This window comes from Stenotrophomonas sp. Pemsol (genome assembly GCF_003586545.1).
Lineage (GTDB): Bacteria > Pseudomonadota > Gammaproteobacteria > Xanthomonadales > Xanthomonadaceae > Stenotrophomonas > Stenotrophomonas sepilia.
On record NZ_CP025780.1, the window covers coordinates 632,001 to 658,466 of the forward strand.

General features: G+C 65.2%; 24 protein-coding genes and 1 tRNA gene. 16 read left to right on the forward strand and 9 right to left on the reverse strand.

Going from position 1 to position 26,466, the window contains the following annotated elements; all coding sequences use genetic code 11:
* Positions 1-2 precede the first annotated feature (2 nt).
* Complete coding sequence (locus PEM_RS02860; protein ID WP_005415487.1) at positions 3-446, reverse strand: GNAT family N-acetyltransferase; 444 nt, start codon at positions 444-446, stop codon at positions 3-5.
* Between the two features lie 348 nt (positions 447-794).
* Here PEM_RS02860 and PEM_RS02865 point away from each other — a divergent pair, with 348 nt between their 5' ends.
* From PEM_RS02865 to PEM_RS02880, 3 genes are all read left to right on the forward strand, one after another.
* Positions 795-1,169: a DUF3592 domain-containing protein gene (locus tag PEM_RS02865; protein WP_005415488.1), complete on the forward strand. Its 375-nt coding sequence runs from the start codon at positions 795-797 to the stop codon at positions 1,167-1,169.
* Positions 1,170-2,116: 947 nt separating this feature from the next.
* A complete protein-coding gene (locus tag PEM_RS02875) occupies positions 2,117-3,250 on the forward strand; it encodes a DUF927 domain-containing protein (protein WP_240431584.1) in 1,134 nt (377 codons plus the stop codon).
* A 248-nt stretch (positions 3,251-3,498) separates the two neighbouring features.
* Complete coding sequence (locus PEM_RS02880; RefSeq protein ID WP_005415491.1) at positions 3,499-4,248, forward strand: hypothetical protein; 750 nt, start codon at positions 3,499-3,501, stop codon at positions 4,246-4,248.
* A gap of 315 nt (positions 4,249-4,563) precedes the next feature.
* Here the strand turns inward: PEM_RS02880 and PEM_RS02885 are convergent, their stop codons facing one another.
* From PEM_RS02885 to PEM_RS02895, 3 genes are all read right to left on the reverse strand, one after another.
* Positions 4,564-7,329 carry a zeta toxin family protein gene (locus PEM_RS02885; RefSeq protein WP_111127569.1) on the reverse strand — a complete coding sequence of 922 codons (2,766 nt, stop codon included), beginning with the start codon at positions 7,327-7,329 and terminating at the stop codon, positions 4,564-4,566.
* Positions 7,330-7,638, reverse strand: coding sequence for a hypothetical protein (locus tag PEM_RS02890; protein ID WP_005415493.1), 309 nt, complete (start codon positions 7,636-7,638; stop codon positions 7,330-7,332). It abuts the gene before it with no gap.
* 1,467 nt (positions 7,639-9,105) lie between these two features.
* Positions 9,106-9,198, reverse strand: a tRNA-Ser gene (locus tag PEM_RS02895).
* A gap of 144 nt (positions 9,199-9,342) precedes the next feature.
* On the opposite strand from PEM_RS02895, the gene dnaX reads away from it, so the two are divergent.
* The 4 genes from dnaX (at position 9,343) to PEM_RS02915 (ending at position 12,827) form a co-directional block, all read left to right on the forward strand.
* Complete coding sequence (gene dnaX, locus PEM_RS02900) at positions 9,343-11,391, forward strand: DNA polymerase III subunit gamma/tau (protein WP_111127615.1); 2,049 nt, start codon at positions 9,343-9,345, stop codon at positions 11,389-11,391.
* A gap of 6 nt (positions 11,392-11,397) precedes the next feature.
* A complete protein-coding gene (locus tag PEM_RS02905) occupies positions 11,398-11,718 on the forward strand; it encodes a YbaB/EbfC family nucleoid-associated protein (RefSeq protein WP_005415495.1) in 321 nt (106 codons plus the stop codon).
* Between the two features lie 82 nt (positions 11,719-11,800).
* Positions 11,801-12,400 (forward strand): recombination mediator RecR, encoded by a 600-nt coding sequence (gene recR, locus PEM_RS02910; RefSeq protein ID WP_053499586.1) that lies wholly within the window; start codon positions 11,801-11,803, stop codon positions 12,398-12,400.
* A gap of 67 nt (positions 12,401-12,467) precedes the next feature.
* Positions 12,468-12,827 (forward strand): histidine triad nucleotide-binding protein, encoded by a 360-nt coding sequence (locus tag PEM_RS02915; RefSeq protein WP_005415497.1) that lies wholly within the window; start codon positions 12,468-12,470, stop codon positions 12,825-12,827.
* Between the two features lie 76 nt (positions 12,828-12,903).
* On the opposite strand, the gene PEM_RS02920 is transcribed toward PEM_RS02915, so the two are convergent.
* The 4 genes from PEM_RS02920 to PEM_RS02935 are packed head-to-tail and all read right to left on the reverse strand — an operon-like array spanning position 12,904 to position 17,270.
* Positions 12,904-13,431: a Slp family lipoprotein gene (locus PEM_RS02920; RefSeq protein ID WP_049417063.1), complete on the reverse strand. Its 528-nt coding sequence runs from the start codon at positions 13,429-13,431 to the stop codon at positions 12,904-12,906.
* The gene (locus tag PEM_RS02925) at positions 13,428-15,377 is read right to left on the reverse strand and encodes a DUF3488 and transglutaminase-like domain-containing protein (protein WP_111127617.1); all 1,950 of its coding nucleotides are present in this window, start codon (positions 15,375-15,377) and stop codon (positions 13,428-13,430) included. The genes PEM_RS02920 and PEM_RS02925 overlap by 4 nt, the downstream gene beginning before the upstream one ends.
* Positions 15,370-16,293: a DUF58 domain-containing protein gene (locus PEM_RS02930; protein ID WP_005415500.1), complete on the reverse strand. Its 924-nt coding sequence runs from the start codon at positions 16,291-16,293 to the stop codon at positions 15,370-15,372. Before PEM_RS02930 ends, PEM_RS02925 begins: the two co-directional genes overlap by 8 nt.
* 23 nt (positions 16,294-16,316) lie before the next feature.
* Positions 16,317-17,270: an AAA family ATPase gene (locus PEM_RS02935; protein ID WP_005415501.1), complete on the reverse strand. Its 954-nt coding sequence runs from the start codon at positions 17,268-17,270 to the stop codon at positions 16,317-16,319.
* 42 nt (positions 17,271-17,312) lie between these two features.
* Between PEM_RS02935 and PEM_RS02940 the strand changes: the two genes are divergently transcribed.
* Positions 17,313-19,148: a glycosyltransferase family 39 protein gene (locus PEM_RS02940; protein ID WP_111127619.1), complete on the forward strand. Its 1,836-nt coding sequence runs from the start codon at positions 17,313-17,315 to the stop codon at positions 19,146-19,148.
* A 102-nt stretch (positions 19,149-19,250) separates the two neighbouring features.
* On the opposite strand, the gene PEM_RS02945 is transcribed toward PEM_RS02940, so the two are convergent.
* Complete coding sequence (locus PEM_RS02945; protein WP_005415503.1) at positions 19,251-19,820, reverse strand: Maf family nucleotide pyrophosphatase; 570 nt, start codon at positions 19,818-19,820, stop codon at positions 19,251-19,253.
* 113 nt (positions 19,821-19,933) lie between these two features.
* Here PEM_RS02945 and PEM_RS02950 point away from each other — a divergent pair, with 113 nt between their 5' ends.
* The 8 genes from PEM_RS02950 (at position 19,934) to fabF (ending at position 26,401) form a co-directional block, all read left to right on the forward strand.
* A complete protein-coding gene (locus PEM_RS02950) occupies positions 19,934-20,443 on the forward strand; it encodes a YceD family protein (RefSeq protein WP_005415504.1) in 510 nt (169 codons plus the stop codon).
* 107 nt (positions 20,444-20,550) lie between these two features.
* The gene (rpmF, locus tag PEM_RS02955) at positions 20,551-20,745 is read left to right on the forward strand and encodes a 50S ribosomal protein L32 (RefSeq protein WP_005408308.1); all 195 of its coding nucleotides are present in this window, start codon (positions 20,551-20,553) and stop codon (positions 20,743-20,745) included.
* Positions 20,746-20,836: 91 nt separating this feature from the next.
* The gene (locus PEM_RS02960) at positions 20,837-21,814 is read left to right on the forward strand and encodes a beta-ketoacyl-ACP synthase III (protein ID WP_014036188.1); all 978 of its coding nucleotides are present in this window, start codon (positions 20,837-20,839) and stop codon (positions 21,812-21,814) included.
* 76 nt (positions 21,815-21,890) lie between these two features.
* Positions 21,891-22,673 (forward strand): hypothetical protein, encoded by a 783-nt coding sequence (locus tag PEM_RS02965; RefSeq protein ID WP_053499577.1) that lies wholly within the window; start codon positions 21,891-21,893, stop codon positions 22,671-22,673.
* A gap of 160 nt (positions 22,674-22,833) precedes the next feature.
* Complete coding sequence (gene fabD / locus PEM_RS02970) at positions 22,834-23,778, forward strand: ACP S-malonyltransferase (protein WP_005415507.1); 945 nt, start codon at positions 22,834-22,836, stop codon at positions 23,776-23,778.
* Positions 23,779-23,860: 82 nt separating this feature from the next.
* Positions 23,861-24,604, forward strand: coding sequence for a 3-oxoacyl-ACP reductase FabG (gene fabG / locus PEM_RS02975; protein ID WP_005408312.1), 744 nt, complete (start codon positions 23,861-23,863; stop codon positions 24,602-24,604).
* Between the two features lie 152 nt (positions 24,605-24,756).
* Positions 24,757-24,996: an acyl carrier protein gene (acpP, locus tag PEM_RS02980; protein WP_005415509.1), complete on the forward strand. Its 240-nt coding sequence runs from the start codon at positions 24,757-24,759 to the stop codon at positions 24,994-24,996.
* A 142-nt stretch (positions 24,997-25,138) separates the two neighbouring features.
* A complete protein-coding gene (fabF, locus tag PEM_RS02985) occupies positions 25,139-26,401 on the forward strand; it encodes a beta-ketoacyl-ACP synthase II (protein ID WP_053499576.1) in 1,263 nt (420 codons plus the stop codon).
* Positions 26,402-26,466: the final 65 nt, after the last annotated feature.

Below are 26,466 nucleotides of genomic sequence, written 5' to 3' on the forward strand. Positions count from 1 at the left end.
CGCTAGAGCTCCCGCTCCATTTCAACGGCGTCGATCCCGGCGCCATGCCCATCGGGCACGATGCGCGTCACCTGGAAACCCAGGCCGGCATAGAAGCCCTGGGTGTGCTGGCTGGTGCTGAGCGCGATGCGGTCGATCGACGGATCGCTTTCAGCCTGGTGCAGGCGCGCGAGTGCCAGTTCGCGGCCCAGTCCCTGGCGGTGCAGCGCGCGCTGCACCATGCCCCAGCAGAAGCCGGCGCTGCCGTCGCTACGGCGCGAGAGGCCACCACAGGCGACGACGTTTCCATCGCGCTCGATCACCTGGAATGCACAGTCCGTGGCCTGTTCGCGCAGGAAGCATTCAAAGTCGCTGCGCTCTTCGGGCGCGAAGTAGGTGGGTACGTTGCTGTCGAAAATCGACAGGCAGGCGCTGGCATCGGCGGGGCGGTAGAGGCGGAGATTCATGGGAAATGCGTGGAGTTGCCCGGCTGCATTTCAACCGTCCAGACGTTGGGAGGGGGCGAAAGTTCAAGGGTACATGGAGCGATGCCAATCCCTTTACAGGTAACGTCTCCCCACTCGAATGATCGTGCGGAATGCAGGCGCCTGAACCAGGCGGGTGCGTCGGTGGCGGGCAATGGCGAGGCGCATCCGGTGGCGATGGCGTGCAGTGGGGCGCAGTGGCTTCTGGGCTATGCTTTCCACACGTGGGACTGACCGCGCGGCAGGATCCGCCGGCCCCATTCGTCTTCCCGCCTGCAACGGAGCTGCCCAGCGATGCCTTACCCTTCTTTTTTCCGGACTGCCCAGCTCATGCGCGGTCTGCTGTTTGGCGTGGTGGGTCTGTTGATCCTTGCTGTGGCCGCCTTCGAGGTGACACATCGTCTTGAGTTCCTGGAGGTCGCGCAGGCCGTTGATGGCCAGGTCGAGCGCCTGAACGCCGGCGGATCGCATCCGCAGGTCGCGTTCACCACCGCGACCGGCCAACGCGTCTCGTATCCGCAGGGCGGCATGATCTTCGGCTATGAGCCTGGGCAGCCGGTACGCGTGCTGTACGACCCGGCGCAACCGCGGCTGGATCCGGTCCTGGACACGTTCGGTGCGCTGTGGGGAATGACGGTCGTGTGGGTGCTGCTGGGGCTGGCGTTCGTCGGCGCCTGCGTGCGGGGACTGCTCCGGCGCAGATGACCTGCGGCGGATCGCGCGCCGTCGGCGGGCGGGCCGTTGGACCGGCCACGACGGCAGGCCCTGTTCAGTCCGGTAGTACCTGCGACGATTCCCGCCAGCCAAACAAAAAAGCCGCCCACTGGGCGGCTTCTTCATTTATCTGGCGGAGAGAGGGGCCAATTTTACGATCCAATCAAGTCCAATGTTGCCCTATCTAATTGATATTGAAAATTTTTTCAGTCCTGTGCCGTACTATGAAATCCAGTCCAATCGGACTTCTTTGTATGGGAAATAGTATGGGACATATTTGATGGCTCGCCCTTTAAACCGACTCACCGCACGGGCAGTTCAAACACTCATCACTGCCGGCTATCACGCCGATGGTGGTGGCCTTTACCTGCTGGTCAAGCACTAAGGCACCAAGTCCTGGGTTCTTCGCTATCGGCGACAGGGGCGACTTCGTGAGATGGGTCTTGGGGCCGTCCGCCTTTTTGGCTTGCAGGAGGCACGTGCAGTTGCATTGGAGCAGCAGAAACTCTTGGCCCAAGGAAAGGACCCCATTGATGAGCGACGTTGCACCCGCGTTGTGGGGGCGACGTTTGGCGAAGCGGTGGACGCCTACATTCAATCCCATCGAAAGGCCTGGAAGAACCAAGCCCAGGCAGACCAATGGCATCAGTCTCTGCGCGACTACGGCCCGGCCAGGGAGATGGCGGTTTCAGCCGTGACTACGAGCACGGTCATGGCCTGCCTCTCGCCCATCTGGACGACCAAGACAGTGACGGCCACCCGTGTGCGTGGGCGCATCGAACGTGTATTGGATTGGGCCAAGGTGCACGGCATGCGCGATGGTGAAAACCCCGCCCGTTGGCGTGGTCACCTGGAAAGCCTGCTTCCCAAGCCAAGCAAGGTCAGCAAGGCCAAACACCATGCAGCAATGCCCTATGCCGATGTGCCTGCATACATGCGTGTACTTGCAGAGCGCGATGCGCGTGCACGCCGCGCGTTGCGGTTCACCATACCACTATGCAGCGGTCGGCTCGCTGGACGATTGGCGACGCGACGTGGCCCGGCGTTGCCAGGACAACTCGCGTCTGGTGCTGGCGGTGTCAGCGATGTTCGCCGGGCCGCTGCTGCACTTCACCGGCGCTACGGGCGGTGGTTTCCACCTGGTCGGCGGCAGCAGCAGCGGCAAGAGCACCGCGCTGCGCGTGGCGGCGAGCGTGGTCGGTCCCCCGGAATATGCCCGCGAGTGGCGCAGCACGGCCAACGGTCTGGAAGGCGTAGCGGTGTTGCACAACGATGCCACGCTGATTCTGGATGAACTGGCGCAGATCGATCCCAAGCAGGCTGGTGATGCCGCCTACCTGCTGGCCAACGGCAAAGGCAAGAGCCGCGCCAACCGGGCCGGTGAGGCCCGTGCGGCGGCACGCTGGCGGGTGCTGATCCTGTCGGCCGGCGAGGTCGGGTTGGCCCAGCACATGGCCGAGGTGGGCAAGCAGGCACGCGCAGGCCAGTCCGTGCGCCTGGCCGACGTACCGGCTGAGACCGAGGGCGGGCATGGTGTGTTTGAGCGCCTGCACGATGCCGGAGACGGCGCGGCGCTGTCGGCTCTGCTCAAGGACGCCGCAGCACGCACCTACGGCGCACCGTGGCCGCTGTGGATGGGTTACCTCACCCAGCAGGACAGCCCCACGTTGACCGCCCAACTGCGCGAGTCGACCGACCGATTCCTGGCCACCTATGTACCCGACGATGCCTCCGGTGAGGTGCGCCGCGTGGCCGAACGCTTTGCCGTTGTCGCCTTTGCCGGGGAGTTGGCAGCACCTGCCGCCACCGCATCACCGGTTGGGCCAAGGGCGAGGCGACACGGGGCGTGGCCACGTGCTTCCAGGCATGGCTGCAACGTCGGGGCGGTTCCGGCAGTGCCGACACCGATGCGCTGCTTTCCCGCGTGCGTGCGTTCTTCGAGGCCCATGGCGAGAGTCGCTTGGAGCCGCTGCGCTACGCGCAGGAAGCGCCACCAGTGCGCGACCGAGCGGGCTTCCGCCGCTTCGATGAGGTGGGTGTCACCGAATAGCTGGTGCTACCTGAAGCACTGAAACGGGAGTTGTGCGCGGGCTTCGATCCTCGCCAGGCCACCCGTGAGCTGATCGCAGCCGGTTGGCTCAACCCGGCTCCGATGGCAAGGCATCTCAGTCTGTGCGTGTTCCAAGCCTTGGCGCAATGCGTCTGTATGTCTTTGACAGTCGCAAGGTTCATGACGGCGCGCTGTAGGTAGCGCCGCCTTTCCCACACCTCGCTGACACAACGTCGGCGAGTCCCCCAATCGTTTCAACGGAGATTCAACATGAGCAACATCCAGACCAGCAACACCACTACCTCCGAACCGGCTATTCAACCCGTCGACGGGGCCGAGGTTGCGCCGGTATCGGAGAATAGGCGGCGGCTGAACGAGCTGGCCCAACAGTTGGCCAGCGTAGTGCAGCGCAAGCGCGTCCTGGTGGGTAAGGTCGATACGATGCAGCGCGCCAAACAGGCTGCACAGGGTGATGCCGCCGCTGCACGTCAGCAGTGGAGTGCCAAGCTGCGCGATAGCGATGGCACGCTAACCCGCGACATTCAGAAGCTGCGCGCCAACGAGCGGTCGGCGCTCTCGCTGGCTGAGGAATATGAGGCAATGGAGGGTGAGATTGCGGCTGAACTGCCTCGCCTGGAGCTGGAACTGGCCGAGGTTGCGAAAGACTGCCTGAGTGCGAAGAACGCCATTGCAAGTGAAGCTGCCAGCCAGGCCTATGGGCAGTTGCTGGAGCAAGTGGTTGATAGCCTGGCAGTAGCCTTTGCCTTGTTCTCTCTGGCGGAGAATGCGGGCGTGGACAATCGGCAGTCGGCGAGTGCCGAAGAATTGGCCAGCCGGTTCTTTGTCCGCCTCGGCAATGCGGTGCGCTCGCGCATGGACGATGCCACAGTGACCGAGCAGGTTGCGGAGCGCTTGGCATTGCCGCCGATGGATATGAGTGAGGTAGATATGCAGCTGGCGGGCAGTGTTGCCGCACGTATCAGGCGGCGGGTAGAGCTCAATGCAGAGCACACGGCGTAATGGATCCCTACGCTTCAATCAGCCTGAGCGTATTCTTCGCTGACATGCTCTCTCGTTTGCATGCACTGCAAATCGCTCAAAGGTGGCAGTGGGTGCCGCAACCTTCTGCAAGCGATACAGTTGACGGGGCGACAGGGGCATAACGAACCCCCTTGGGATTGAAAGAGGGATGGCCAACCGCCGCTGACGTGATTGATTGGCGGCGGTGTCCATTCCGGCGAGGATGTTATATGGGGAAATGCCCGCGGGCTATACAGGATGCAGTTTGGAACAATGCACTGCCCCCTCATATTCCTCGATGCCAATCAGCCACGACTATCGCCCCATGCTGGCGGCTCTGGCCTCAGTATCCTGCTGATGCTGTTCCTGCAGTTGAGTGACCTGCGATTGCTGTTCCACCTGGCGGCTAGCCACTTCGTATTTCTGCATCGATTCCTCAATCGGGGCTTTCACTGCCTGCTCGGTGGGCATGACCGCACGCAGATGGGCAGGATCGTCCAGCTTTCCCTGGACCACGAACACGTTGTGCGCGGCCGGATGTACTGAGGTAGCATTGCTCAACACCACATGATCCACTCGTGTCAGTCCACTGTTCTTTGCCAATACGAGCAGGCTTGCCGTCATGCGCTCGCTGGTCGCATCGAATTCACGTCCATGCTGTGTGTCCAACTCTGCAACGCCGTCGCGGATCTGCCGATACAGTGGGTCGGCCTGCATTGCAGCCATTGCAGTTGATGGCATTGCCGACTGTAGGGAAGGCGTCGCACTCTCTGCATCGGGCGGGCCTACTGGTTGGTCGAGCGAGGACCGCACGGTCTGTTGCGGGCTATCGTTGCTGATAGGAGAGTCCCGTTCCTGGGCTCGGCGGATGTCCTCAGTCGTGGTCACGGCCGCAATGGTGTAGGTCTTGCCATCGGACGCCAGACGCAGATTGGCAATAGGGCTGGCCATGTTGTAACCGCCATCGGCGTTTCGCTGCACCTGCAGGGCAGTGGTGTCGGGGTCCAGACCTTGAGCGGCCTGTGTGGCCTGGACTGCTGCCGCGCTCGCTGCCAGTTGTTCTGAACCCAGGGCAACCCCGGCGTTAGCGTAGGCGCCCTGCAGCGTGTCGCGCATGCGCTCATCGGCCGTCATCGGCGACGGGCTCTGTGTCGCTTGAGGTGGAGGTAGCGTGGCGGCCACTACGTCGCGGGTGGCATCCAATTCGGCGCGCAGATTGCCGGTGGCAGTGGAATCGTAGATCACTCCTTCGCTGACCCAACGGCCGTCCGCCTGACGCTGATAGCGGTTATCGTCGGAGGCGGTCACCGCATCCAGATCGGTGCGCGCCTGCTGCACAGCTTCGGGTATCGAGCCATAGGATGCCCAGCCATTCTGGGCATACGCTGCTTCGTAGCGCGCCGCAATTGCCGGTCGGCTGTTGGCAGCATTGTGCAGCACGACCTGGGCGGCGGCCTGATCGAGCTCGGCCGCTCGTTCTGGACTGGCCACGTCAATTCGGGTCTCACGCTGGCCAAGTTCATACACGGCAGTGGTCACCTCGCGCTGCCACTGCAGACCATCGGCTGTCCGTGTCCACTGTGCCGGATACCAGCTTTGTGGGTCACTGATATTGGCGGGCTGTGTGAACGGGTCGCGCTGACTGGGCGGGCTGCCCAATACCAATTTCACTGACTCGCTGGTTGCCTGGTAGTTCAGCTGGTTGGCAAGGGCCGGTGGCGCGCGCAGCACGCCACTGGCTGGGTTGTTTACGCCGTCGTTGGTGCTATCCACAGGCGCGGATCGCTGCCAGCCCTGATCGGGATGGTCAGGATTGTAGGTCCAAGTGTTCCCCAGGCTGTCGGCCTGGTTGTAGATTCGGCGGTTGTCCGTCCACTCGGCGATCTTGTCGCCCGCGAACGCGCCCGCTATGCCACCGACGGCCCCTGTGACCAGCAAACCCGGGCCTGACTCGACGCCAGCGACCGCTCCGACCGTCATGCCCAGGCCAGCACCGGCAAAGCCACCAACGCTACGTGCACCGAAGTGGATGAGCCCGGATTCTGCGGCAGTGTCATTGCCTTCACCGCGCAGACGGCTACTGTTGCGCAAAGCCTCACCGGCGTCATAGGCATCCAATGCTAGAGCTGCGATGCCCAGCGCGCTGCCTGCGCGTATACGGGTGGGGCGAACGCGAACCCTGTGATCGATATCGACCATTTCCCGCGCCTGCCGGTCAAGCCCCTCGACCACTTGGGCTTCGCTTCGCTCTGTTAGCAGGTTCTCTCGTGTGGGAGGAGAAACTTTGTCGTTGTGGGGCAGTGTCTGTGGCAAATCACGGTGCCAGGCCTGTTGCTCCTGCCAGCCATCGCGCAGCTGGCGCGTCAGGGCGGGATCTTTCAGTCGGGCTTCGCGCGCCTCTTGCAACGCAGCCCCAGGCAACTTCGGGCTGGTGTGGCTGTCGTACAACTCCTTGCCTTCACGATTGAAGATGCGAATTTGCACATCGGTGCGTTCGTGCACCAGGTCCAGGCTATTGGGCAACTTCTCGTAGATCGCATCGCGAGCACCGACGGGAACGTAGCGGCCGTAGCCATTGCCGTCTAGACCGCCTGCAAAGCGCTGCTCAACCCCGAGCTCGCTCTCAAGCTTCGCAGAAGCAACGGCGCGCACCTCCACCGCGTAGCCCTTCGATTGCAGGTCCTTGATCAGTTCAGACGACCACTCGCCGTTGCTCAACGTGGTGTCGAAGATCAGGTTCTTCTTGCCCGCAACGGTGGCATCCAACAGCTTGTCAGCCCATGCGCTGGCATCAGAGTGGGTGTACGAGGACCACGTGTAGGGATGGTTTTCCCGGAATTTCTCAATATCGGGATGGTATCCGCGCAGTTCATCAGGGTCGATCTTGATGACATCGTACTGAAGCTCAGTCTCGGCCCTTCCCGCCAAACTACCTTTACCTGCTCCGGGTTGTCCCGCGAGGATGATTGCCTTGGGCTTGGATTGTGAAGAAGCTTGAGCGAATCCGCTGCCAGGAACGACTTTCTCTTCGAACACATGGGAATGTGTTGCTGCGTCAAGACTACCAGTTGGCGCGTTCATTTAAACGCCCTTGTTCGATTCGAAGTAGCCCCAAAGATCATTCATCAATCCGAGCCGCATTCCTCCATTGCCAGAGCGGGCTCGGAACATAAGAAGTTCTTTTGCCTTCGCCTGTTCAATTGCCGCCGGATCGCCACTGGCTTCGGCCGCCTGCAGTTCTTTACGGGCTTCGTCGATGAACGCATCGAGCGCAGCCTCTAATGCCCAAATAGCCTGTTCAGACATGGGCGTGCCCTTGAACGGATTTTGGACGACGCGATTCAAGTCAGCTTGCAGCGTCTCGATATGCTCCGGATAGTCTTTGAGCATGTCCCGAAGTTTTTGCGGTACGGGAGGCGGAGAAGCGTGTCGCATGGCAGGTCCTTCGTGGGGAGGGGGCTTCCGTTCAGTGCAAGAGACTACTCGATTGAGGGCCGAGTATAGGCAACAGTGATCAACTGCTGCCGTGAAGCGGGTCACGTAGGTTGACCGGGCTCGATCCGGTCGTGCCGTACCGCTGATTCGGCGTCGTTCCTACGTGTGGAGATGGTCGCTGGAGCATATCGCCACTGCGGCAGCGACGAGCTGGGCTGTGTCAGCGCCAAGCCGTGGGTGGTCCGGCATGAGCAGCGGTTGCGCGAGGCGTGGTCAGCACCCGCTGCTGGCAGGAAGGTGGGCAGGCGAACAGGCTAGCGAAAGATCAGTGCCCGCCACTATTTGGTCAGAATGCCGGCCAACTGCGGTTGCGGGGCTCGCGGCACCGGGTGCTCGGTCGGGGGCATTGCGCCGCCGCCATGGGGAGGGGCTTTGAGCTTGCTGTAACACCGATAACACCTGTGTTACACCGTGGTCGGGATCGGCGAGGGTGGCGTAACTGTTTGATTTAAATTGTATATTAGACTGGTGTAACACCGGCCACACTTGTAACACCGAAAAACATCAATGTCGGAAACTGTTACTGGAATGCGGGTGTCAGTCTGACGACAGAGATGGCTGGAAGGCACTGTGGCACAAGGCATTTCAAGGAAGCTGTTGGCAAATCTGGCAGTGCGATGCTCGCCACACGTTTTCTGTTTCAGACCCTCAATTCATAGCCTTCCTGAAACACTGTCAGTAGTAGAAGTTTTCTTCTTGGACACTGTTGGACGCCTTGTTTTCGCTTCTTCCTGGTTCTGCGAATTTGGCTCCCACTCGGTGGCTGATGCCCCTGCCAGATACCCCTTTGGTGCGGGGTTTCGCAGGTAGTTGGATGCCCCCTCAATGTCTTCCATAGCCTTGCTGGGCCTACTCCTGGCCTTTGTGCAGGTGGTGCAGGAAAGGCACCCTATGAAGTGTGCAGGCGTGGCGGGGAGACGAGTGCGCACGCCGGGGTACGCACCGCGCTTGACCGCCTGCGCCCTCCCATCTGCTCAACTGCCTCTCAACCGCTTCTACGGGCCGCTGACGCGCAGCGCGCAGCAGCTCTTGGTGTTGGTCGCTTGCCTGGGCGCTCATGCTGCTACGCGCGCTCAGGACCTTGCGCATGCGGCACCTCATTTCGTTACGGCTGTCAGAGGCGGTGGCGAGGGAGCGGCGTGCTTCGCGATGCACGCAGGTCGGTCATCTGAAACTGCTTGCGTGCACTCTCGCTTCTCCAAGTGCAGCGCTCTTGCTGACTATCTGGATTGCCGTCCCAACGCGCAGGGCGCGCTGCTGATAGGCCAGGAATCAACGGATTGACGAAGTATGGGTCGGGGTATGGGGCCACATACGAACCCAAGAAAAAAGCCCCTGAAATCAGGGGCTTAGTTCGCAACTTGGCGGAGAGAGGGGGATTCGAACCCCCGAAGCGCGGTTTAGACGCTTACACACTTTCCAGGCGTGCTCCTTCAACCACTCGGACACCTCTCCGGATCCCTGCCATCGGCAAACGCCTCAGCAGGGGCGCAGATTCTAGCGGGCGGCGCGGCCGGACACAAGCACCTCTGATCAGAGGCGCATCCACGGGCATTGTTGGCGAGGGGGCTGGACAGGCATGGCACAATGGAACATCCGATGGAAAACGGTGGCCTGATGTCCTATCTCGTCCTTGCCCGCAAGTGGCGTCCGAAGCGTTTTGCCGAGCTGGTGGGCCAGGAGCATGTGGTCCGTGCGCTCAGCAATGCGCTGGACAGCGGCCGGGTCCACCACGCGTTCCTGTTCACCGGTACCCGTGGCGTGGGCAAGACCACCATCGCGCGCATCTTCGCCAAGTCGCTGAACTGCGAGCAGGGCACCAGCGCCGATCCGTGCGGCCAGTGTGCCGCCTGCCTGGACATCGACGCCGGTCGCTACATCGACCTGCTGGAAATCGACGCCGCGTCCAACACCGGCGTGGACGACGTGCGCGAGGTGATCGAGAACGCGCAGTACATGCCCTCCCGCGGCAAGTACAAGGTCTACCTGATCGACGAAGTGCACATGCTGTCCAAGGCGGCGTTCAACGCACTGCTGAAGACGCTGGAAGAGCCGCCGGAGCACGTGAAGTTCCTGCTGGCCACCACCGACCCGCAGAAGCTGCCGGTTACCGTGCTCAGCCGCTGCCTGCAGTTCAATCTCAAGCGCCTGGACGAAGACCAGATCCAGGGCCAGATGACCCGCATCCTGGCGGCGGAAGAGATCGAGGCCGACGGCAGCGCCATCGTGCAGCTGGCCAAGGCCGCTGATGGCAGCCTGCGTGACGGCCTGTCACTGCTGGACCAGGCGATCGCCTATGCCGGCGGCGCGCTGCGCGAGGACGTGGTGCGCACCATGCTGGGTACCGTGGACCGCACCCAGGTGGCAGCGATGCTGGATGCGCTGGCCGAGGGTGATGGCCCGCGCCTGCTGCAGGTGGTGGCCGCGCTGGCCGAATTCTCGCCGGACTGGAGTGGCGTGCTGGAAGCGCTCGCCGAAGGCCTGCACCGCATCCAGGTGCAGCAGCTGGTGCCGGGTGCCGCCGTGGCGGAAGGCCTGGATGTCGCATCATTCGCCGAGCGCCTGCGCCCGGAAGTGGTGCAGCTCTGGTACCAGATGGCCCTGAATGGTCGACGCGACCTGCCGTCGGCGCCGAGCCCGCGCGCCGGCTTTGAAATGGCCGTGCTGCGCATGCTGGCGTTCCGCCCGGCCGCAGCGGTACCGCCGGTGCCGAAGGCCGTCGACGGTGCGGTGGGTGGCACGCCGGGTGGCAACGCTGCCGGTGGTGGCGCCCATGCCGGAAACCATGAAGCGACGCCGGCTGCTGCCGTCGCTTCGGCCAGCCCGGCCGTGGCGGCGCAGGTGGCCGCTCCGGCGGCTGCACCGCGCGAACCTGAACCCGAACCTGAGCCGGCACCGCAACCGGAGCCGGATCCGACGCCTGAGCCCGAGCCGGTTCCGGTGGAAGAGCCCGTGTCACCGCCGCCGGTGAAGGCCGAGGCACCGGCGTCTGCCATCGCAGCAGAGGCAAGCGATGAGCTGCCGCCGTGGGCCACCGACGAAGCCGAGGCGCGGGATGGGGCCCTGGCGGCCGAGATGGCCGGCCCGGATGCCGCCATGGTCGCGCCCTGGCATGAACCGCCGGCTCCCGGCGCGGATCCAGTCGAGCCTGCGCCGCCGGAGCGTTCGTTCCGCGCCGAAGGTATTGCCATTGCGCCGGCCGAACCGGCCCCGGCGCATGCCGCCACGCCGCAGGAAGGTGTCAGCGAGCTGGCCACTGCCGAAGACTGGCTGGATCTGGTCGCCAACAGCGGCCTCAGCGGCCCGTCGCGCCAGCTGGCCGCCAATGCCGCCTTCATCAGCTGCCAGCACGGGACCTTGAAACTGGGCCTTTCGCCCGGATTTGAATACCTGCGCTCGGAGCGCGCGCTGGCCGCCCTGGGCGAGATGCTGGAAAAGGCCCTGGGCCAGGCGCCGAAGATCGTGGTCGAGACCGTGGAAACCGAACACGTTCCGGCCGAGACCCTGCATCAGCGTGCCGACCGCCAGCGTGGCGAGCGGCAGCAGGTGGCAGAGGCCGTTTTCATGGACGACCCGGAAGTGCAGGTGCTGATCCAACAGCACGGTGCCCGGGTTGTTTCCGATTCCATCCGTTCTTTTGACGAGTAAGACACTATGCGCGGCAATATCGCCCAACTGATGCAGCAGGCCCAGAAGATGCAGGAAAACCTGCAGAAGGCCCAGGAAGAAATCGCCAGGATCGAAGTGACCGGCAGTGCCGGCGGCGGCATGGTCAGCGTGACCCTGACCGGCGCCAAGGAATGCCGCAAGGTGCGCATCGACCCGTCGCTGGTCAGCGACCCGGAGATGCTGGAAGACCTGATCGCCGCCGCCTTCAACGATGCCTCGAACAAGATCGATGCCGAGTCGAAGTCGAAGATGGGTTCGGCCACCGCCGGCATGCAGCTGCCGCCGGGCATGAAGCTGCCGTTCTGATTGCCAGCGTGGCATCCGTGCAAGCGGGTGCCACAGAATCTGTAGCCGTCGAGCTCGCTCGGCGCCATCAAAGCATGCCGCCGTGTCCGCACCCCTGCTTGAACAATTGATCGACGCACTGCGGGTGCTGCCTGGCGTAGGCCAGAAGACGGCGCAGCGCATGGCCTACCACCTGCTCGAGCGCGAGCGCGAAGGCGGCCAGCGCCTGGCCGAAACGCTGGCCTTGGCGGTGGAGCGTATCGGCCACTGCGCGCAGTGCCGCGACTTCAGCGAAACCGAGCTGTGCCCGACCTGTGCCAACAGCAGCCGCGAGCGCAGCCAGCTGTGCGTGGTCGAATCGCCGGCCGATCGTCTCGCGATCGAGAACGCGACGGGTTTTCGCGGTGTCTACTTCGTGCTGCAGGGCCGGCTGTCGCCGCTCGATGGCGTCGGCCCGCGCGAGCTGGGCCTGGAGCAGCTGGAGCAGCGGCTGGCCGAAGGTGAGGTACAGGAGCTGATCATCGCCACCAGTGCCACCGTCGAAGGCGAAGCCACCGCGCATTACCTTGCGCAGCTGGCGCGCGCGCGCAAGGTGCGGCCCAGCCGGCTGGCACAGGGCCTGCCGCTTGGCGGCGAGCTTGAATACGTTGACCGCGGCACGCTGTCGCACGCGTTCGGGACGCGCAGCGAATTCCGTGATTGAGCACCACCCGGGCATCGCCCGGCGCGGCCGGCCTACAATGCGGAAGACACTCCCGCCGAGGCCGACCATGAGCAACGAAACCCTCTTCAGCAAGATCATCCGTCGCGAGATCCCGGCCACCATCGTCTATGAGGACGACGAGGTGCTGGGCTTCAAGGACATCGCACCGCAGGCGCCGGTGCACGTACTGTTCATTCCGAAGAACGAGATCATCCCGACCCTGGACGACCTGCAGCCGTCGCAGGCGCACCTGGTCGGCAAGCTGGCCCTGGCCGCTGCCGAATACGCGCGCCGCGAGGGTTTCGCGCAGGACGGCTACCGCATCGTGATGAACTGCCGCGAGCACGCCGGGCAGACCGTGTTCCACATCCACATGCACCTGCTGGCCGGCGCGCCGCTGGGGCATTTCGGTACGCCGGGGCGTTGAAGCCCTGTCCACGCATGCGTGGATGAAAAAGGCCGCCCGAAGGCGGCCTTTTCCGATCATGCAGGGTGGGTGGCGATCACCACCAGCCCCAACGGCCGTAGCCACCCCAGTACGGGCCCCACGGACCCGGGCCCCACGGGCCATAGGGGTAGGGCACCACATCGACCTGGCGCTGTTCCGGCCACAGGTAGATCACATCGGCCGACAGCTTCGGCAGGCGGTAGTCGTAGTCCCCGATGCGCGTGTTCTGGTAGCCGTCGATCTTGCCGATGAAGGTCACGTCACGGCCGGGTTCAAACACGGCCGGGTCGTAGAAACCGGCGCGGCAGGCAATGAAGCGGCCGTCGCTGGCGTCGGACGAGGTGGTGTTCGGGCGGCCACTGGCGTTGAGCGGGCGCGAGATCATCTGGAAGCAGGTCTCGCCCTGGCCGGGCTTGGTCTCGATGATGCGGCCGCCCCATCGGACCGGCGTACCGACCTGCTGGGTGGCGACCGAGTCGCGCGGGGAAACCAGGCTGAACTGTCCCTGCAGCGGCTTGGGGGCCGTGGCGCAGGCCGACAGGGCCAGCGTGGCCACAGCGGTGAGGAGGAACTTGGTGTTCATGGGGAGGCTCCGGAAGTCGGGCGATGCCTGCGCAGGTCCCGCAATAATGAAGCGAGGTCGGTGCAAGTTCCAGCGTAGCGCGCGTCGGCGAAACGCTGGCTGAGTGCGAGCAGGGCCGGATTGGGGCGCTGGGCATGTACCCGCCGTGACCAGTCGCGTGCGGTTTCGTGGGGGGCGCGGGCCAGGCCAAGGCGCGCATAACGCCGCCCGAGCCGGTGCCAGGCACGCAGCAGCGGGTCGCGCTCGCGCTCGCCGCGGGCCAGCAACCAGGCCATCCACGCCAGTGCCAGCAGGGCGGCGACCACGAAGCCGGTCACCAGCTGCGCCGGCCCGAGGTCATCCAGCCCGAACGGCTTGAGCAGTTGCTGCTGGCGGCGTGCATCGAAGGACAGCACCAGGTCGTTCCAGCCGCGCCGCAGCCAGTCACCCATCTGCCCCAGCTGCAGCCAGCGCTGTTGCAGTGGGGTATCGGTGCCGGCCTGCAGGCGGTCGTCCAGGGTGTCCAGGATGCGTTCGGGTGCCACGGCGGCAGTCGGGTCGACCCGCACCCAGCCGCGTTGCGGCAGCCAGACTTCGGCCCAGGCGTGGGCATCCATGCGACGCACCACCCAGTAGTCGCCGATGCGGTTGCGGGTACCGCCTGCGAAGCCGGTCACCACCCGGGCCGGAATGCCGGCATTGCGCATCAGCACTACGAAGGCCGAACTGAAGTGCTGGCAGAAGCCGGCCTTGTAGTTGAACAGGAAATCGTCGACCGGATCGCGCCCCGCCACCGGTGTATCCAGCGTGTAGGAGAAGTCGCGGGTGATCCATTGCAGCGCACGGCGGACGATGGCCTCGTCATCGCTGCCGGCCTCCTGCCGCCATTGCCGCGCGAGCTGGGCGGTGCGCGGATTGAAGCCCGGCGGAAGCTGCAGCGCCGCGCGGCGCAGGTAGGGCGACAGATCGGTGTCGAACCGTTGCGGCGGCGCCGAATGCAACCGCCAGCGGCTGAGCGCGGACAGCGTGCGGTCGCTGCGCAGGCTCATGTCGGCATCGAAGCTGCTGCCCTCCGGTGCGCGGCTGGGCAGGTCCAGTGCCACCAGCAGGCGACGGTCGGTGGGCTCGTAGTCGATCTGGTAGTCCCAACCGTGTGCGGCGGTTTCGACTACCGGTGCGGGGCGCCCGGCCGTCGCGCGATCGCGGCTCCAGCGGTGGCCGTCGAACGACGTCAGCACCGGGCCGCGCCAATAGCGCTGCGCAGGCTCGGGCACCGCGCCGAAAAACTGCACGCGCAACGCCGGGGTGTCGTCGGCCATCAGGTCCAGCCACTGGTCCGGCGCCATGCTGTCAGCCAGGCCCGGTGTGCCCACCGCTCGCTCGGGTACGCCCCACAGCGGCGTGGACAAGCGCGGGAACAGCCAGAAGCAGGCCAGCGCGAGTGGCAGGCCGATCCCCAGCAGGCGGCCGACGCCACGCAGTTGTCCGCGCAGCGGCAGGCGAGGGCTGTGGCCCTCGTCCAGGGCCAGGCGTTGCAGGGCCAGCAGTGCGGCAACTGCGGCCAGCGCTGCCAGCCCGGTGGTCAGCGGCCCCTGGTCGAGCAGGAAGGCCGCGAACGGCGAGAACAACGCGAAGCCCAGCAGGCTGCGCGCATCGCGCAGGTTGCGCAGTTCGCTGGACTTGATCGCCAGCATCGCCGCCAGCAATGCGCAGCCGGTATCGCGGCCCGGCCGCACCATGCCCATCTGCCAGACGATGGTGGCAAGCATGGCCAGCACCAGCACCAGGCGAACCGGCATCGGCAGCACCCGCCGCCACGAAAGCGCAGCGGTCAGCACCGCAGTGATCGCGATCACGCTGGCCAGCACCGGTGGCAGCTGCAGCAGCAGTGGCAGCAGCGCCAGCGCTGCGCTGGCCAGGGTCCAGCTGCGGGCGTTGCGGTCGAGCAGGACGGCAGGCTCAGTCATGGGGCATCAATGCCAGTGCGCGCAGGCACAGGTGGTGGTGGCTGGCGCCCTGGCCGGGCCCCAACGGCGGATGGGCCGGAAGCAGCAGCGTATAGCGACGGCCTTCGCGCTCGGCCATGTCGACCCAGCGTGCCAGTCGCGCGATGCGCGCTTCATGGCCCAGCGCCGCCAGCGTGCGCCAGTCCAGCACCACTTCGATGCCGATCGGCTTCTCGTATTCGCGTACCAGCAGGCTGTCGCGGCGCGCCGAGTGTTTCCAGGCAATGCTGCGCGGGGCATCGCCGGCACGATAGGGGCGCAACTGGTGCAGCTCATCGCCACTGGCATGGGCGCGGGTGTGCAGTGGGTCGTTGCCACGTTCCGGAAGCGGCGGTGCCAGTGCCTCGGCCAGCGGGTAGACCAGCAGCGGCTGCTCCGGCCACACCCACGACCATGCCCGCACCAGTCCCAGCGGCTGCGTGCTCGACAGGCGGATGCGGGGCAGTTCCAGCCAGCCGCGGCGCTCGCTGGGAACATCCAGCTCCACTTCGCCGCGACCGTGTGCAGGCAGTGCAACCCAGGCCTCGCTTGCGCCCAGCTGCAGGTGCAGCCCGTGGCGCGCGCGCGGGTCGCGCAACGAAAGGTCCACGCGCAGGCGCAGGGGATGCCCGGCCGGTACTGGTTCGGCGGAGATTGCATCGATCTGTATGCCGGACAGTTGCAGGTGCGCGGCGATGGCGCTGGTGATCGCTGCCGCGGCCAGCAGCAGCGCCAGCAGCAGGGCCGGGTTGTTGTTGTAGTTCAATGCGCCCAGCAGCATCGCCGACAGCAGGGTGGCGACGAACAGGCCAAAGCGGGTTGGTAGTACATAGATGCGATGGCGGTCCAGTCGCTGCGGCAGGGCTTCGGGCCTGCGGGGGCGTGCCAGCAGCTGCATGCGTGCCCAGCGTGTGGCCACCTTCAGTCCACCGCGACGGTCTGCAGGATCGCCCGCGCCAGCGCCGGCCCGGAGCTGGATTCGGCTTCGGCCACCAGGCGATGGCCGGCCACCGCCACGAACAGGGTCTGCACGTCTTCGGGCACCACATGCCCGCGGCCGAGCAGCAGCGCATGTGCCCTGGCGGCACGCAGCAGGGCCAGTCCCGCGCGCGGTGACAGGCCTACGCGCACGCCGGCATGGTGTCGGCTGCGGGTCAGCAGCGCCTGCACATAGTCGATCAGCGCGTCGCTGGCATGCACCTGGTCAACCGCTTCACGCAATGCACGCACCTGGGTGTCGTCCAGCTTTGGCAGCGCGCGTGCGATCAGGTCGCGGCGATCAGTGCCGCGCAGCAGCTCGCGCTCGGCCTGCGCGCTGGGGTAGCCCATCGCCAGGCGCAGCAGGAAACGATCCAGCTGCGAATCCGGCAACGGGAAGGTACCGGACAGGTCGACCGGGTTCTGCGTGGCGATCACGAAGAACGGGTCGGGCAGTGGATGTGTCTGTCCATCCAGTGTGACCTGTTGCTCGGCCATCGCTTCCAGCAGCGCACTCTGTGTCCGCGGCGGTGCACGATTGATCTCATCGGCCAGCAGCACGTGGGTGAACACCGGGCCGGGATGGAACTGGAACTGGCGGCTGCCGGCCTCGTACACCGAAACGCCAAGTACATCGGCCGGCAGCAGGTCAGAGGTGAACTGCACGCGCTGGAAGCTGAGGCCGAGGCTGCTGGCCAATGCATGCGCCAACGTGGTCTTGCCCAGCCCGGGCAGATCCTCGATGAGCAGGTGGCCGCCAGAAAGCAGGGCGACAAAGGCCAGCCTGACTTCCGGCACCTTGCCCAGCACCAGTGCGTTCACCTGATCCTGTGCCTCCCGCAGGGCCTGGCGCAGTTGATCGGTTAGCATGCTGGGATTGGGGGACGAGGCTGGCATGATCGTCTCAGGTCTGGAATCCACTCGATTATCCATAGAGCAATGCAAGGCGAACAGCGCGCGCGGACAATATTTCTCTGGTTATGGACGCTGATCACAGCGGCCAAGCTGGTGGTGGCTGCGCGCCTGCCGCTGTTCGTCGATGAGGCGTTCTATTGGCAGGAAGGCCAGCACCTGGCCGCTGCCTATTCCGACCTGCCGGGGCTGACCGCCTGGCTTGCACGCCTGGGAGTGGAGATCGGTGGCCATCACGTACTCGCACTGCGTCTGCCGTTCCTGGCCATCGGTGCGCTGCTGCCGTTGCTGGTGGTGCGCATCGCTACGCGCTGGTTCGGCAACGTGGCCGGTTGGCAGGCGGGCAGCCTGACGCTGCTGATGCCGTTGTCGGCCACGCTGGGCCTGCTGGCCGTGCCGGACGTACCGATGGCGCTGGCGGCGGTGATCTGCCTGCACGCAGGTGCACGCCTGCTGCACAGCGTGGACGCGTCCTCGGCGATGAAGCTGGCGCTGGGCCTGCTGATCGGTGCGCTCAGCCACTACCGTTTCATTGGTGTCATCGGTGTCGGCTTCATTGCGTTGCTGGCGTTGCCGCAGGGCCGTCGCATGCTGGCCGACCCGCGCGTATGGGTGGCGCTGGCGGTGGGCGTGCTGGCCTGGCTGCCGTTGCTGGCGTGGAATGCCGACAACCACGACGCCGGCCTGAAGTTCCAGGTGGTCGAGCGCCACCCGTGGACGTTCGAGTGGGAGGGGCTGTGGTTCCTGGTGATCCAGCCGATGCTGGTGACGCCGATCCTGTGCATCGCGATGTGGAAGGTCGCTCTCGCGGGTACCCGCAGTGGCGGTGGGGCGCGGGTGCAGTGGCGCTATTTCGGCCTGGTGGGCGGGGTGTCGACGCTGGGCATCTTCCTGCTGGGCTTCTTCACCGATGTCGAGCGGATCAGTTTCCACTGGCCGCTGCCAGGCTACCTGGCGCTGCTGGTGGCCGTGCCGGTGGTCCTCAACGGTTGGCCGCGCTGGCTGCGCCGTACCGGCTGGTGGCTGGCCGCTGCAGGTACCGTGCTGGCGTTCGGCTACTACCTGATGGCGTCCACGCCGGCACTTCGCGAGCAGATGGCCGGCAGCAAGTACTACCCGCGCAACTTTGCCGGCTGGCAGCCACTGGCCGTGGTGGTGCGTGACGAACTGCGGCAGATGCCACCGGGTACGCGTGTCCTGGCGGGCAACTTCAAGGTCGGTGCCGAACTGGGCTTCCAGCTGGGCAATGGCGATATCGAGGTGTTGCCACATCCGCTCAACGACAAGCATGGGCGCACCGCACAGCTGGCGCAGTGGGACCTGCTGCACGAAGGCCCGCGCAGTGTGCCGATGCTGCTGGTGCTGTCACCCAGTGACCAGCGCTACCGCGACCTGCTGGCGCGCTATCACACCCTCTGCGAGCAGGTGGGGCCGTTGCCGGCGCCACGCGTGGTCAGCAGCGATCATGGCTTCCAGCGGTTCCTGCTGTTCCGGCTGCCGGCCAAGCGTGCACAGGGGGCCTGCGTAACGCCCTCAATGGCTTGGCTGGATGCGCCGTCCAACGGTGAAAAGGTCTCCGGAACGCTCGCCATCAAGGGCTGGGCATTCAAGGATGGGGTCGGGCTGGCGCGGGTTGAAGTGCTGGTTGATGGCCGGTCGATCGGTGACGCGCGTTACGGGCGCGTGTTCGACATTCGCCCCGCCTGGCCGGACAGTACCGATCCGCAGCATCCGTCGGTGGGCTTCGACGCGTCGCTGGACACCACCACGCTGGCGCCGGGCCGGCACTGGCTCGGCCTGCGCCTGCACGGGCGCGATGGCAGCGTGGAGGCGTGGCAGGAGCAACCGTTCGAGGTTCGTTGAGGTCCTCTGGTCCTGTAGAGCCGAGCCGATGCCCGGCTGCTTCCGATTCAGATGGCAGGCAGCCTCGAAAAAAGCAGCCGAGCATGGGCTCGGCTCTACCGTTCACGGCACCGCGAATCCGGCCCTGCGCAGCAGGCCGCACAGCGCGATCAGTGGCAGGCCGACCAGCGCGGTCGGGTCGCGGTTGTCGATCGCCTCGAACAGGCTGATGCCCAGGCCCTCGCACTTGAAGCTGCCGGCGCAGTCCAGTGGCTGCTCGGTGGCGACGTAGCGGGCGATCTCCTGCGAGTCCAGCGCGCGGAAGTGCACTTCGGTCAGATCCAGGGCGGCGAGGGATTCTCCATCCCGTCTGAGACTGATTGCCGTGTGAAAGCGTACCGTCTGCCCGGACATCGCCACCAGCTGCGCACAGGCCGCCTCGACCGTGCCAGGCTTGCCCAGCGGCTGGCCGTTCAGGTCGGCCACTTGGTCCGAGCCGATCACCCAGGCACCCGGATGGCGCGCGGCGACGTCGGCCGCCTTGGCGGCGGCCAGGCGCGTGGCCAGGGCCATCGGGCCCTCGCCGTTCAACGGTGTTTCATCCACCTCCGGGCGTGCGCAGTCGAAGGGCAGGCCCAGCCGTTGCAGCAGTTCGCGACGGTAGCGGGAGGTGGAGGCCAGGACCAGTGACATGCGAGAATACCGAGGCAGGGCGCGGCAGTCTGGCCCGCCGGCAACGCCAGCAGCAAGTCCTGTATGGCGGGCATTTGACAGCGGGCGGTGCGATCCTTAGTATTCAGCGGCTTATGTCCGCGAACGTGCCCGAAACGCTGGATGCCTGGCGGATGGTTGTAGCGCGAAGGCGCTTCGACGGTCAGGTCTCCCTGGCTGAATTGACCCGCCTGCAGGGGTTGGTCGCAGATACCGACGGCGAGTGTGTCTACTCGCTTGAATTCGGTCGCGACGACGTCTTGCGGGTATCCTATGTGGAACTGACCATCGACACCGCGTTGCCGCTGACGTGTCAGCGCAGCATGCAGCGATTCCTGTTGCCGGTGAAGGTGACCCAGAGGCTTGGCCTGATCCGCGACGAGGACGAGGAATCGTCCCTGCCGGAGGAGTACGAGGCGTTGCTGGTGCCGGAAGACGGCCAGCTGCGTCCGCTGGACCTGGTCGAGGACGAGTTGGTGCTGGCGGTGCCTGTGGTGCCGCTGTCGCCCGACGGTGAGGCAGTCGATCAGGACTGGGCACCGAGCGAAGAAGAAACAAAGAAGGCCAACCCGTTTGCGGCGTTGGCGGCATTGAAGAAACAATAGCAGCCGGTTGTCGTCGGCGGCTGCGGCGAAAGCGAAAAGTGTGCTGGGCGCTGGCGTCCTGTGCGACGAAACGACGAAGCAAAACGAACCGAGTTTGGAGCAATCCCATGGCTGTCCAGAAATCCCGTGTTACCCCGTCCCGCCGCGGCCAGCGCCGTTCGCATGACGCCCTGAGCGCCAAGCAGCTGTCGACCGACCCGACCACCGGCGAAGTGCATCTGCGTCACCACATCACTGCCGATGGTTTCTACCGCGGCAAGAAGGTCATCCAGACCAAGACCTCGGCCGTCGAAGAAGATTGATGTGCCGGGAAGGCCGCTGCCTCCGGGCAGCGGCCTTTGCCTTCTTTCCCGGGCGTGCCGGTGATCGGCGGCCCGCGCAACAGGAAACATGATGAGCAAGCGGATCTATTCGAGGATCGCGGGCACCGGTAGCTATTTGCCGGAGAAAGTCCTGACCAATGCCGACCTGGAAAAAATGGTCGAAACCTCGGATGAGTGGATCCAGTCGCGCACCGGAATTCGTGAACGGCACATCGCGGCCGAAGGCGAAACCACCAGCGACCTTGGCTACAACGCCGCCCTGCGCGCGCTTGAAGCCGCAGGCATCGATGCCTCGCAGCTCGACATGATCGTGGTCGGCACGACCACCCCTGACCTTATTTTCCCATCCACCGCGTGCCTGATCCAGGCCAAGCTCGGTGTGGCCGGGTGCCCCGCCTTCGACGTCAACGCAGCCTGTTCCGGCTTCGTGTTCGCGCTGGGCGTGGCCGACAAATTCATCCGCTCCGGCGACTGCAAGCACGTGCTGGTGATCGGCACCGAAACGTTGACCCGCATGGTCGACTGGAACGATCGCACCACCTGCGTGCTGTTCGGTGATGGCGCCGGCGCCGTCGTGCTCAAGGCCGACGAAGAAACCGGCATCCTCAGCACCCACCTGCATGCCGATGGCAGCAAGAAGGAACTGCTGTGGAACCCGGTTGGCGTCTCGAGCGGTTTCAAGGACGGCGCCAACGGTGGTGGCACCATCAACATGAAGGGCAACGACGTGTTCAAGTACGCCGTCAAGGCGCTGGACTCGGTTGTGGACGAGACCCTGGCCGCCAACGGCCTGGACAAGTCCGACCTGGATTGGCTGATTCCGCACCAGGCCAACCTGCGCATCATCGAAGCCACCGCCAAGCGCCTGGACATGTCGATGGACCAGGTCGTGGTGACCGTCGACAAGCACGGCAACACCTCGTCCGGTTCAGTGCCGCTGGCGCTCGATGCCGCCGTGCGGTCGGGCAGGGTCGAGCGCGGCCAGCTGCTGCTGCTGGAAGCCTTCGGCGGTGGCTTCACGTGGGGTTCGGCCCTGCTGCGCTATTGATAGTGCAAGTTACGACAATGTGAAGTCTTGTCGTTACGGCCCTCCGGGGCCGTAACGCGTTTAAGGAGGACCTGTCATGGTTGAGCCCATCGTCATCGAAGGGCAACGTGCCTGGCTGAAGCAGTACGGCAAGGGAAGCCGGGCGCTGGCCCTGGGCCTGCTCAATTTTGTTGCCCGTCGTTTCCATCTCGATGCCCTTCGTCCTCCTCCGCACCGTGGCGGTGACGCCGCGCGTGAAACCGAGGCCCGCCGCCTTGCAGAGCTGCAGGCCCAAGGCGTGAACGTGCCGGACGTGCTGGGCACCGGCCATGCCGCGCTGGTGATCGGCGACAACGGCAGCTCGTTCAATACCTGCCTGCGTGAAGCGGATGAGGCCGGTCGTGATCGGCTGGTGATGGCGGCGATGCAGGCCATTGCCCAAGCGCATGCGCGCGGCGCCTATTTCGGCCAGCCGTTGCCGCGCAATCTCACCTGGGATGGGCAGCAGGTCGGCTTCATCGATTTCGAGGAAGATCCGCTGGAAGTGATGGACCTGTCCGAAGCGCAGGCCCGCGACTGGCTGATGTTCGGTTATGGCGTGGCCAAGTACTACGCTGATCGCCCTGAACATCTGCAGGCGATGATGGCCGAGGCGATGGGCGAGGTCCAGGCGCCGGTGCGCGAGCACGTGCATGCGGTCAGTGGCCGCCTGCGCAGCCTGGCCAGGGTCTGCATGAAGCTTGGCCGCTCAGCGCGCGCGCTGGCCCATTCGATCTTCATCACCCACGGTGCCAGCACTGCTGGCGTGCTGATGCTGGTGGGCCTGTGCGTGGATTTCCTCGCCGACGGCGATCTGGACGTGCTGCAGCTGTTCTGCTGATGGCTGATCGGGGTCAGATTCCTTTTCCTGCGGAAAAGGGATCTGACCCCATTGCGCTTGCCCGGCCGCCCTCCATACGCCTGCATACGCGCACGTACAGACGACACAGCGGATTCCCCCTTATCATGGCCCGCTTCGATTGCAGCAAGCGGATGACCGCGTGACCGTATCCACCCTCGCTTTTGTCTTCCCCGGCCAGGGCTCGCAGTCTGTGGGCATGGTGGCCGAGCTGGCCGAACTGCACCCGCAGGTGCGTGAAGCCTTCACCGAGGCATCCGATGGTGCCGGCGTCGACCTGTGGGCGCTGTCCCAGGGTGGCCCGGAGGAAATGCTCAACCGTACCGAATACACCCAGCCGGCCCTGTTGGCCGCAAGCATTGGTGTGTGGCGCGCCTGGAACGCCGTGGGCGGTCCGCGCCCGTCGGTGCTGTCCGGCCACAGTCTGGGCGAGTACACCGCCCTGGTTGCCGCCGGCGCGCTGAGCCTGCATGACGGCGCGCACCTGGTGCGCCTGCGTGGCCAGCTGATGCAGGAAGCGGCACCGGCCGGTGTCGGTGCCATGGCCGCCGTGCTCGGTGCCGAAGACCAGCTGGTGCTGGATGTCTGCGCCGAAGCCGCAGGCAGCCAGGTGGTGGTGCCGGCCAACTTCAATTCGCCGGGCCAGATCGTGATCGGTGGCGACGCTGACGCGGTCGACCGTGCGCTGGCGCTGCTGGCCGAGAAGGGCGTGCGCAAGGCGGTCAAGCTGGCCGTCAGCGTACCCTCGCACACCCCGTTGATGCGCGAAGCCGCCAACCGGCTGGCCGAAGTGATGGCCGGCCTGTCCTGGCAGGCGCCGCAGCTGCCGGTGGTGCAGAACGTCGATGCCCAGGTGCACGACGGCGTGGACGCCATCCGCACCGCGCTGGTCCAGCAGCTGTACCAGCCGGTGCAGTGGACCGGTTGCGTGCAGGCGCTGGCCGCCCGTGGCATCACCCAGATCGCCGAGTGCGGCCCAGGCAAGGTGCTGACCGGCCTGGTCAAGCGCATCGACAAGGCCATCGACGGCCGTCCTCTGGCCACGCCGGGCGACTTTGAAGCCGCCCGCGAGGCATGGTCGGCCTGACCTTCCCTGTTTCCTGCCGACCGTACCGGTGGCCGCTGCAAGCGGCACGGTGCGGCGGCCGCTCCCGTCTGAGGAAAACAACATGAGCAAGCCCCTGCAGGGTGAAATCGCACTGGTCACCGGTGCCAGCCGTGGCATTGGTGCCGCCATCGCCGATCTGCTGGCCGCCCAGGGCGCCACCGTCATCGGCACCGCCACCACCGAATCCGGCGCCGCCGCGATCGGTGAGCGCCTGGCCGCCCACGGCGGTCACGGCCGCGCGCTGAACGTCACCGACGCCGCTGCGCTGGACAGCGTGCTCGATGGCATCGCCAAGGAATTCGGCCCGATCTCGATCCTGGTCAACAATGCCGGCATCACCCGCGACAACCTGCTGATGCGCATGAAGGACGAGGACTGGGCGTCGATCATCGACACCAACCTGACCAGCGTGTTCCGCACCAGCAAGGCGGTGATGCGCGGCATGATGAAGGCGCGCAAGGGCCGCATCATCAACATCGCATCGGTGGTGGGCGTGACCGGCAATGCCGGGCAGGCCAACTACGCGGCCGCCAAGGCCGGCATCATCGGCTTCAGCAAGTCGCTGGCCAAGGAAATCGGCTCGCGCGGCGTCACCGTCAATGTTGTCGCACCCGGCTTCATCGACACCGACATGACCAAGGCGTTGCCGGAAGAAGCGCGTACCGCGCTGATCAACGACATCGCCCTCGAACGCCTGGGTTCGCCGGAGGACATCGCCCATGCGGTGGCGTTCCTGGCCAGCCCGGCTGCCGGTTACATCACCGGCGAAACCCTCCATGTGAACGGCGGCATGTACATGCCGTAAGCAAGGGGCGCAGGGATTGCGCCGCAAGTGGTTGATCTGCGGAGGTTTTTGCTGCAATGCAAGGCCGCGCCGGTTTCCACTACACTATCCCACGGCCATCGCCCTTGATGGCGACCACTTTTGAACCACAACTCCATCTGGAGCGAGATCCCATGAGCACCATCGAAGAACGCGTCAAGAAAATCGTCGTCGAACAGCTTGGCGTCAAGGAAGAAGAAGTCACCAACAGCGCATCGTTCGTCGATGACCTGGGCGCTGACTCGCTGGACACCGTCGAGCTGGTGATGGCCCTGGAAGAAGAATTCGAGTGCGAGATCCCGGACGAAGAAGCCGAGAAGATCAGCACCGTGCAGGCCGCCATCGACTACATCAAGGCCCACGTCAAGGCCTGATGTCAGACGGCAGTGCGCGCGCGGGTCTCCGCTCGCCGCGCACCGCACCCCATGGGGCCGCAGTTGCGGCCCCGTGTGTTTGAGCATCACACCGAAGCAAACCGTGTTACCCGATTGAACCTTCGGGTCAGGAGAATCAGCAATGAAGCGTCGCGTCGTCGTAACCGGCCTGGGTATCGTCTCGCCGTTGGGCAATGATCTGGCCAGCAGCTGGGAAGGCATCACCCACGGTCGTTCGGGCATCGGTCCGCTGACCAACGTTGCCGATGCCTACCTGGACCGGTTCACCACCAAGATTGCAGGTGAGGTCAAGGGCTTTGACATCACCGCCGACAACGAACTGTTCGGCAAGTACCGGGTCAGCGGCAAGGATGCCAAGAAGATGGATCCGTTCATCCATTACGGCCTCGGTGCCTCGTTCATGGCCCTGCACGACTCGGGCCTGGAGATCACCGACGCCAATGCCGAGCGCATCGGCGCCATTGTCGGCGCCGGCATCGGCGGCCTGCTCGGTATCGAAGAGCAGACCATCGAGTTCCACGAGGGCAAGAAGATCTCGCCCTTCTACGTGCCCAAGACCATCATCAACATGCTGCCGGGCCAGCTGAGCATCATCACCGGCCTGAAGGGCCCGTCGTTCTCGGCGGTGTCGGCGTGCGCGACCTCGAACCATTCGATCGGTACCGCGATGCGCATGATCCAGTACGGCGATGCCGACGTGATGGTGGTCGGTGGTGCCGAGCGCGGCTCCTCGCCGACCGCACTGGGCGGTTTCTGCGCGATGAAGGCGATGAGCACCCGCAACGATGCTCCGGAACAGGCCTCGCGCCCGTGGGACAAGGACCGTGACGGCTTCGTGCTGGGCGACGGCGCCGGCATCCTGATCCTGGAAGAGTACGAACACGCCAAGGCGCGTGGCGCGAAGATCTACTGCGAACTGGCCGGCTTCGGCGCCAGCTCCGATGCGTACCACATGACCGCCCCGAGCGAGAACGGCGAAGGCGCCGCCCGCTGCATGGTCATGGCCATGAAGGACGCTGGTGTGACCCCGGAACAGGTCGGCTACCTCAACGCGCACGGCACCTCCACGCCGCTGGGCGACCTGGGCGAGACCATGGCGATGAAGACCGCCTTCGGCGACCACGCCTACAAGATGATGGTCAGCTCCACCAAGTCGATGACCGGCCACCTGCTGGGCGCGGCCGGCGGCGTGGAAGCGATCTTCTCGGTGATGGCGCTGCAGGACAACGTCATTCCGCCGACCATCAACCTGCAGCAGCCGGGCGAAGGCTGCGACCTGGACTACGTGCCCAACGAAGCACGCCAGGCCAGGGTTGACGTGGTGATGTCCAATGGCTTCGGCTTCGGCGGCACCAACGGCACGCTGATCTTCAAGCGCGTCTGACCGGGTTGTAGCGTCGGGCCATGCTCGACTGAACGTGCATTACGCACGAGGAGGCCGCCGCAAGG

Excerpts from the sequence above, each read along its gene's own strand:
- acpP (WP_005415509.1), top strand. The coding sequence starts at position 24,757 with ATGAGCACCATCGAAGAACGCGTCAAGAAAATCGTCGTCGAACAGCTT.
- PEM_RS02880 (WP_005415491.1), top strand. The coding sequence starts at position 3,499 with ATGAGCAACATCCAGACCAGCAACACCACTACCTCCGAACCGGCTATT.
- PEM_RS02950 (WP_005415504.1), top strand. The coding sequence starts at position 19,934 with ATGTCCGCGAACGTGCCCGAAACGCTGGATGCCTGGCGGATGGTTGTA.
- PEM_RS02885 (WP_111127569.1), bottom strand. The coding sequence starts at position 7,329 with ATGAACGCGCCAACTGGTAGTCTTGACGCAGCAACACATTCCCATGTG.
- dnaX (WP_111127615.1), top strand. The coding sequence starts at position 9,343 with ATGGAAAACGGTGGCCTGATGTCCTATCTCGTCCTTGCCCGCAAGTGG.
- PEM_RS02945 (WP_005415503.1), bottom strand. The coding sequence starts at position 19,820 with ATGTCACTGGTCCTGGCCTCCACCTCCCGCTACCGTCGCGAACTGCTG.
- PEM_RS02930 (WP_005415500.1), bottom strand. The coding sequence starts at position 16,293 with ATGCAGCTGCTGGCACGCCCCCGCAGGCCCGAAGCCCTGCCGCAGCGA.
- PEM_RS02940 (WP_111127619.1), top strand. The coding sequence starts at position 17,313 with ATGCAAGGCGAACAGCGCGCGCGGACAATATTTCTCTGGTTATGGACG.
- PEM_RS02935 (WP_005415501.1), bottom strand. The coding sequence starts at position 17,270 with ATGCCAGCCTCGTCCCCCAATCCCAGCATGCTAACCGATCAACTGCGC.
- PEM_RS02925 (WP_111127617.1), bottom strand. The coding sequence starts at position 15,377 with ATGACTGAGCCTGCCGTCCTGCTCGACCGCAACGCCCGCAGCTGGACC.
- PEM_RS02860 (WP_005415487.1), bottom strand. The coding sequence starts at position 446 with ATGAATCTCCGCCTCTACCGCCCCGCCGATGCCAGCGCCTGCCTGTCG.
- rpmF (WP_005408308.1), top strand. The coding sequence starts at position 20,551 with ATGGCTGTCCAGAAATCCCGTGTTACCCCGTCCCGCCGCGGCCAGCGC.
- fabF (WP_053499576.1), top strand. The coding sequence starts at position 25,139 with ATGAAGCGTCGCGTCGTCGTAACCGGCCTGGGTATCGTCTCGCCGTTG.
- PEM_RS02865 (WP_005415488.1), top strand. The coding sequence starts at position 795 with ATGCGCGGTCTGCTGTTTGGCGTGGTGGGTCTGTTGATCCTTGCTGTG.
- PEM_RS02915 (WP_005415497.1), top strand. The coding sequence starts at position 12,468 with ATGAGCAACGAAACCCTCTTCAGCAAGATCATCCGTCGCGAGATCCCG.
- PEM_RS02960 (WP_014036188.1), top strand. The coding sequence starts at position 20,837 with ATGAGCAAGCGGATCTATTCGAGGATCGCGGGCACCGGTAGCTATTTG.
- PEM_RS02965 (WP_053499577.1), top strand. The coding sequence starts at position 21,891 with ATGGTTGAGCCCATCGTCATCGAAGGGCAACGTGCCTGGCTGAAGCAG.
- PEM_RS02890 (WP_005415493.1), bottom strand. The coding sequence starts at position 7,638 with ATGCTCAAAGACTATCCGGAGCATATCGAGACGCTGCAAGCTGACTTG.
- PEM_RS02905 (WP_005415495.1), top strand. The coding sequence starts at position 11,398 with ATGCGCGGCAATATCGCCCAACTGATGCAGCAGGCCCAGAAGATGCAG.
- fabG (WP_005408312.1), top strand. The coding sequence starts at position 23,861 with ATGAGCAAGCCCCTGCAGGGTGAAATCGCACTGGTCACCGGTGCCAGC.
- PEM_RS02920 (WP_049417063.1), bottom strand. The coding sequence starts at position 13,431 with ATGAACACCAAGTTCCTCCTCACCGCTGTGGCCACGCTGGCCCTGTCG.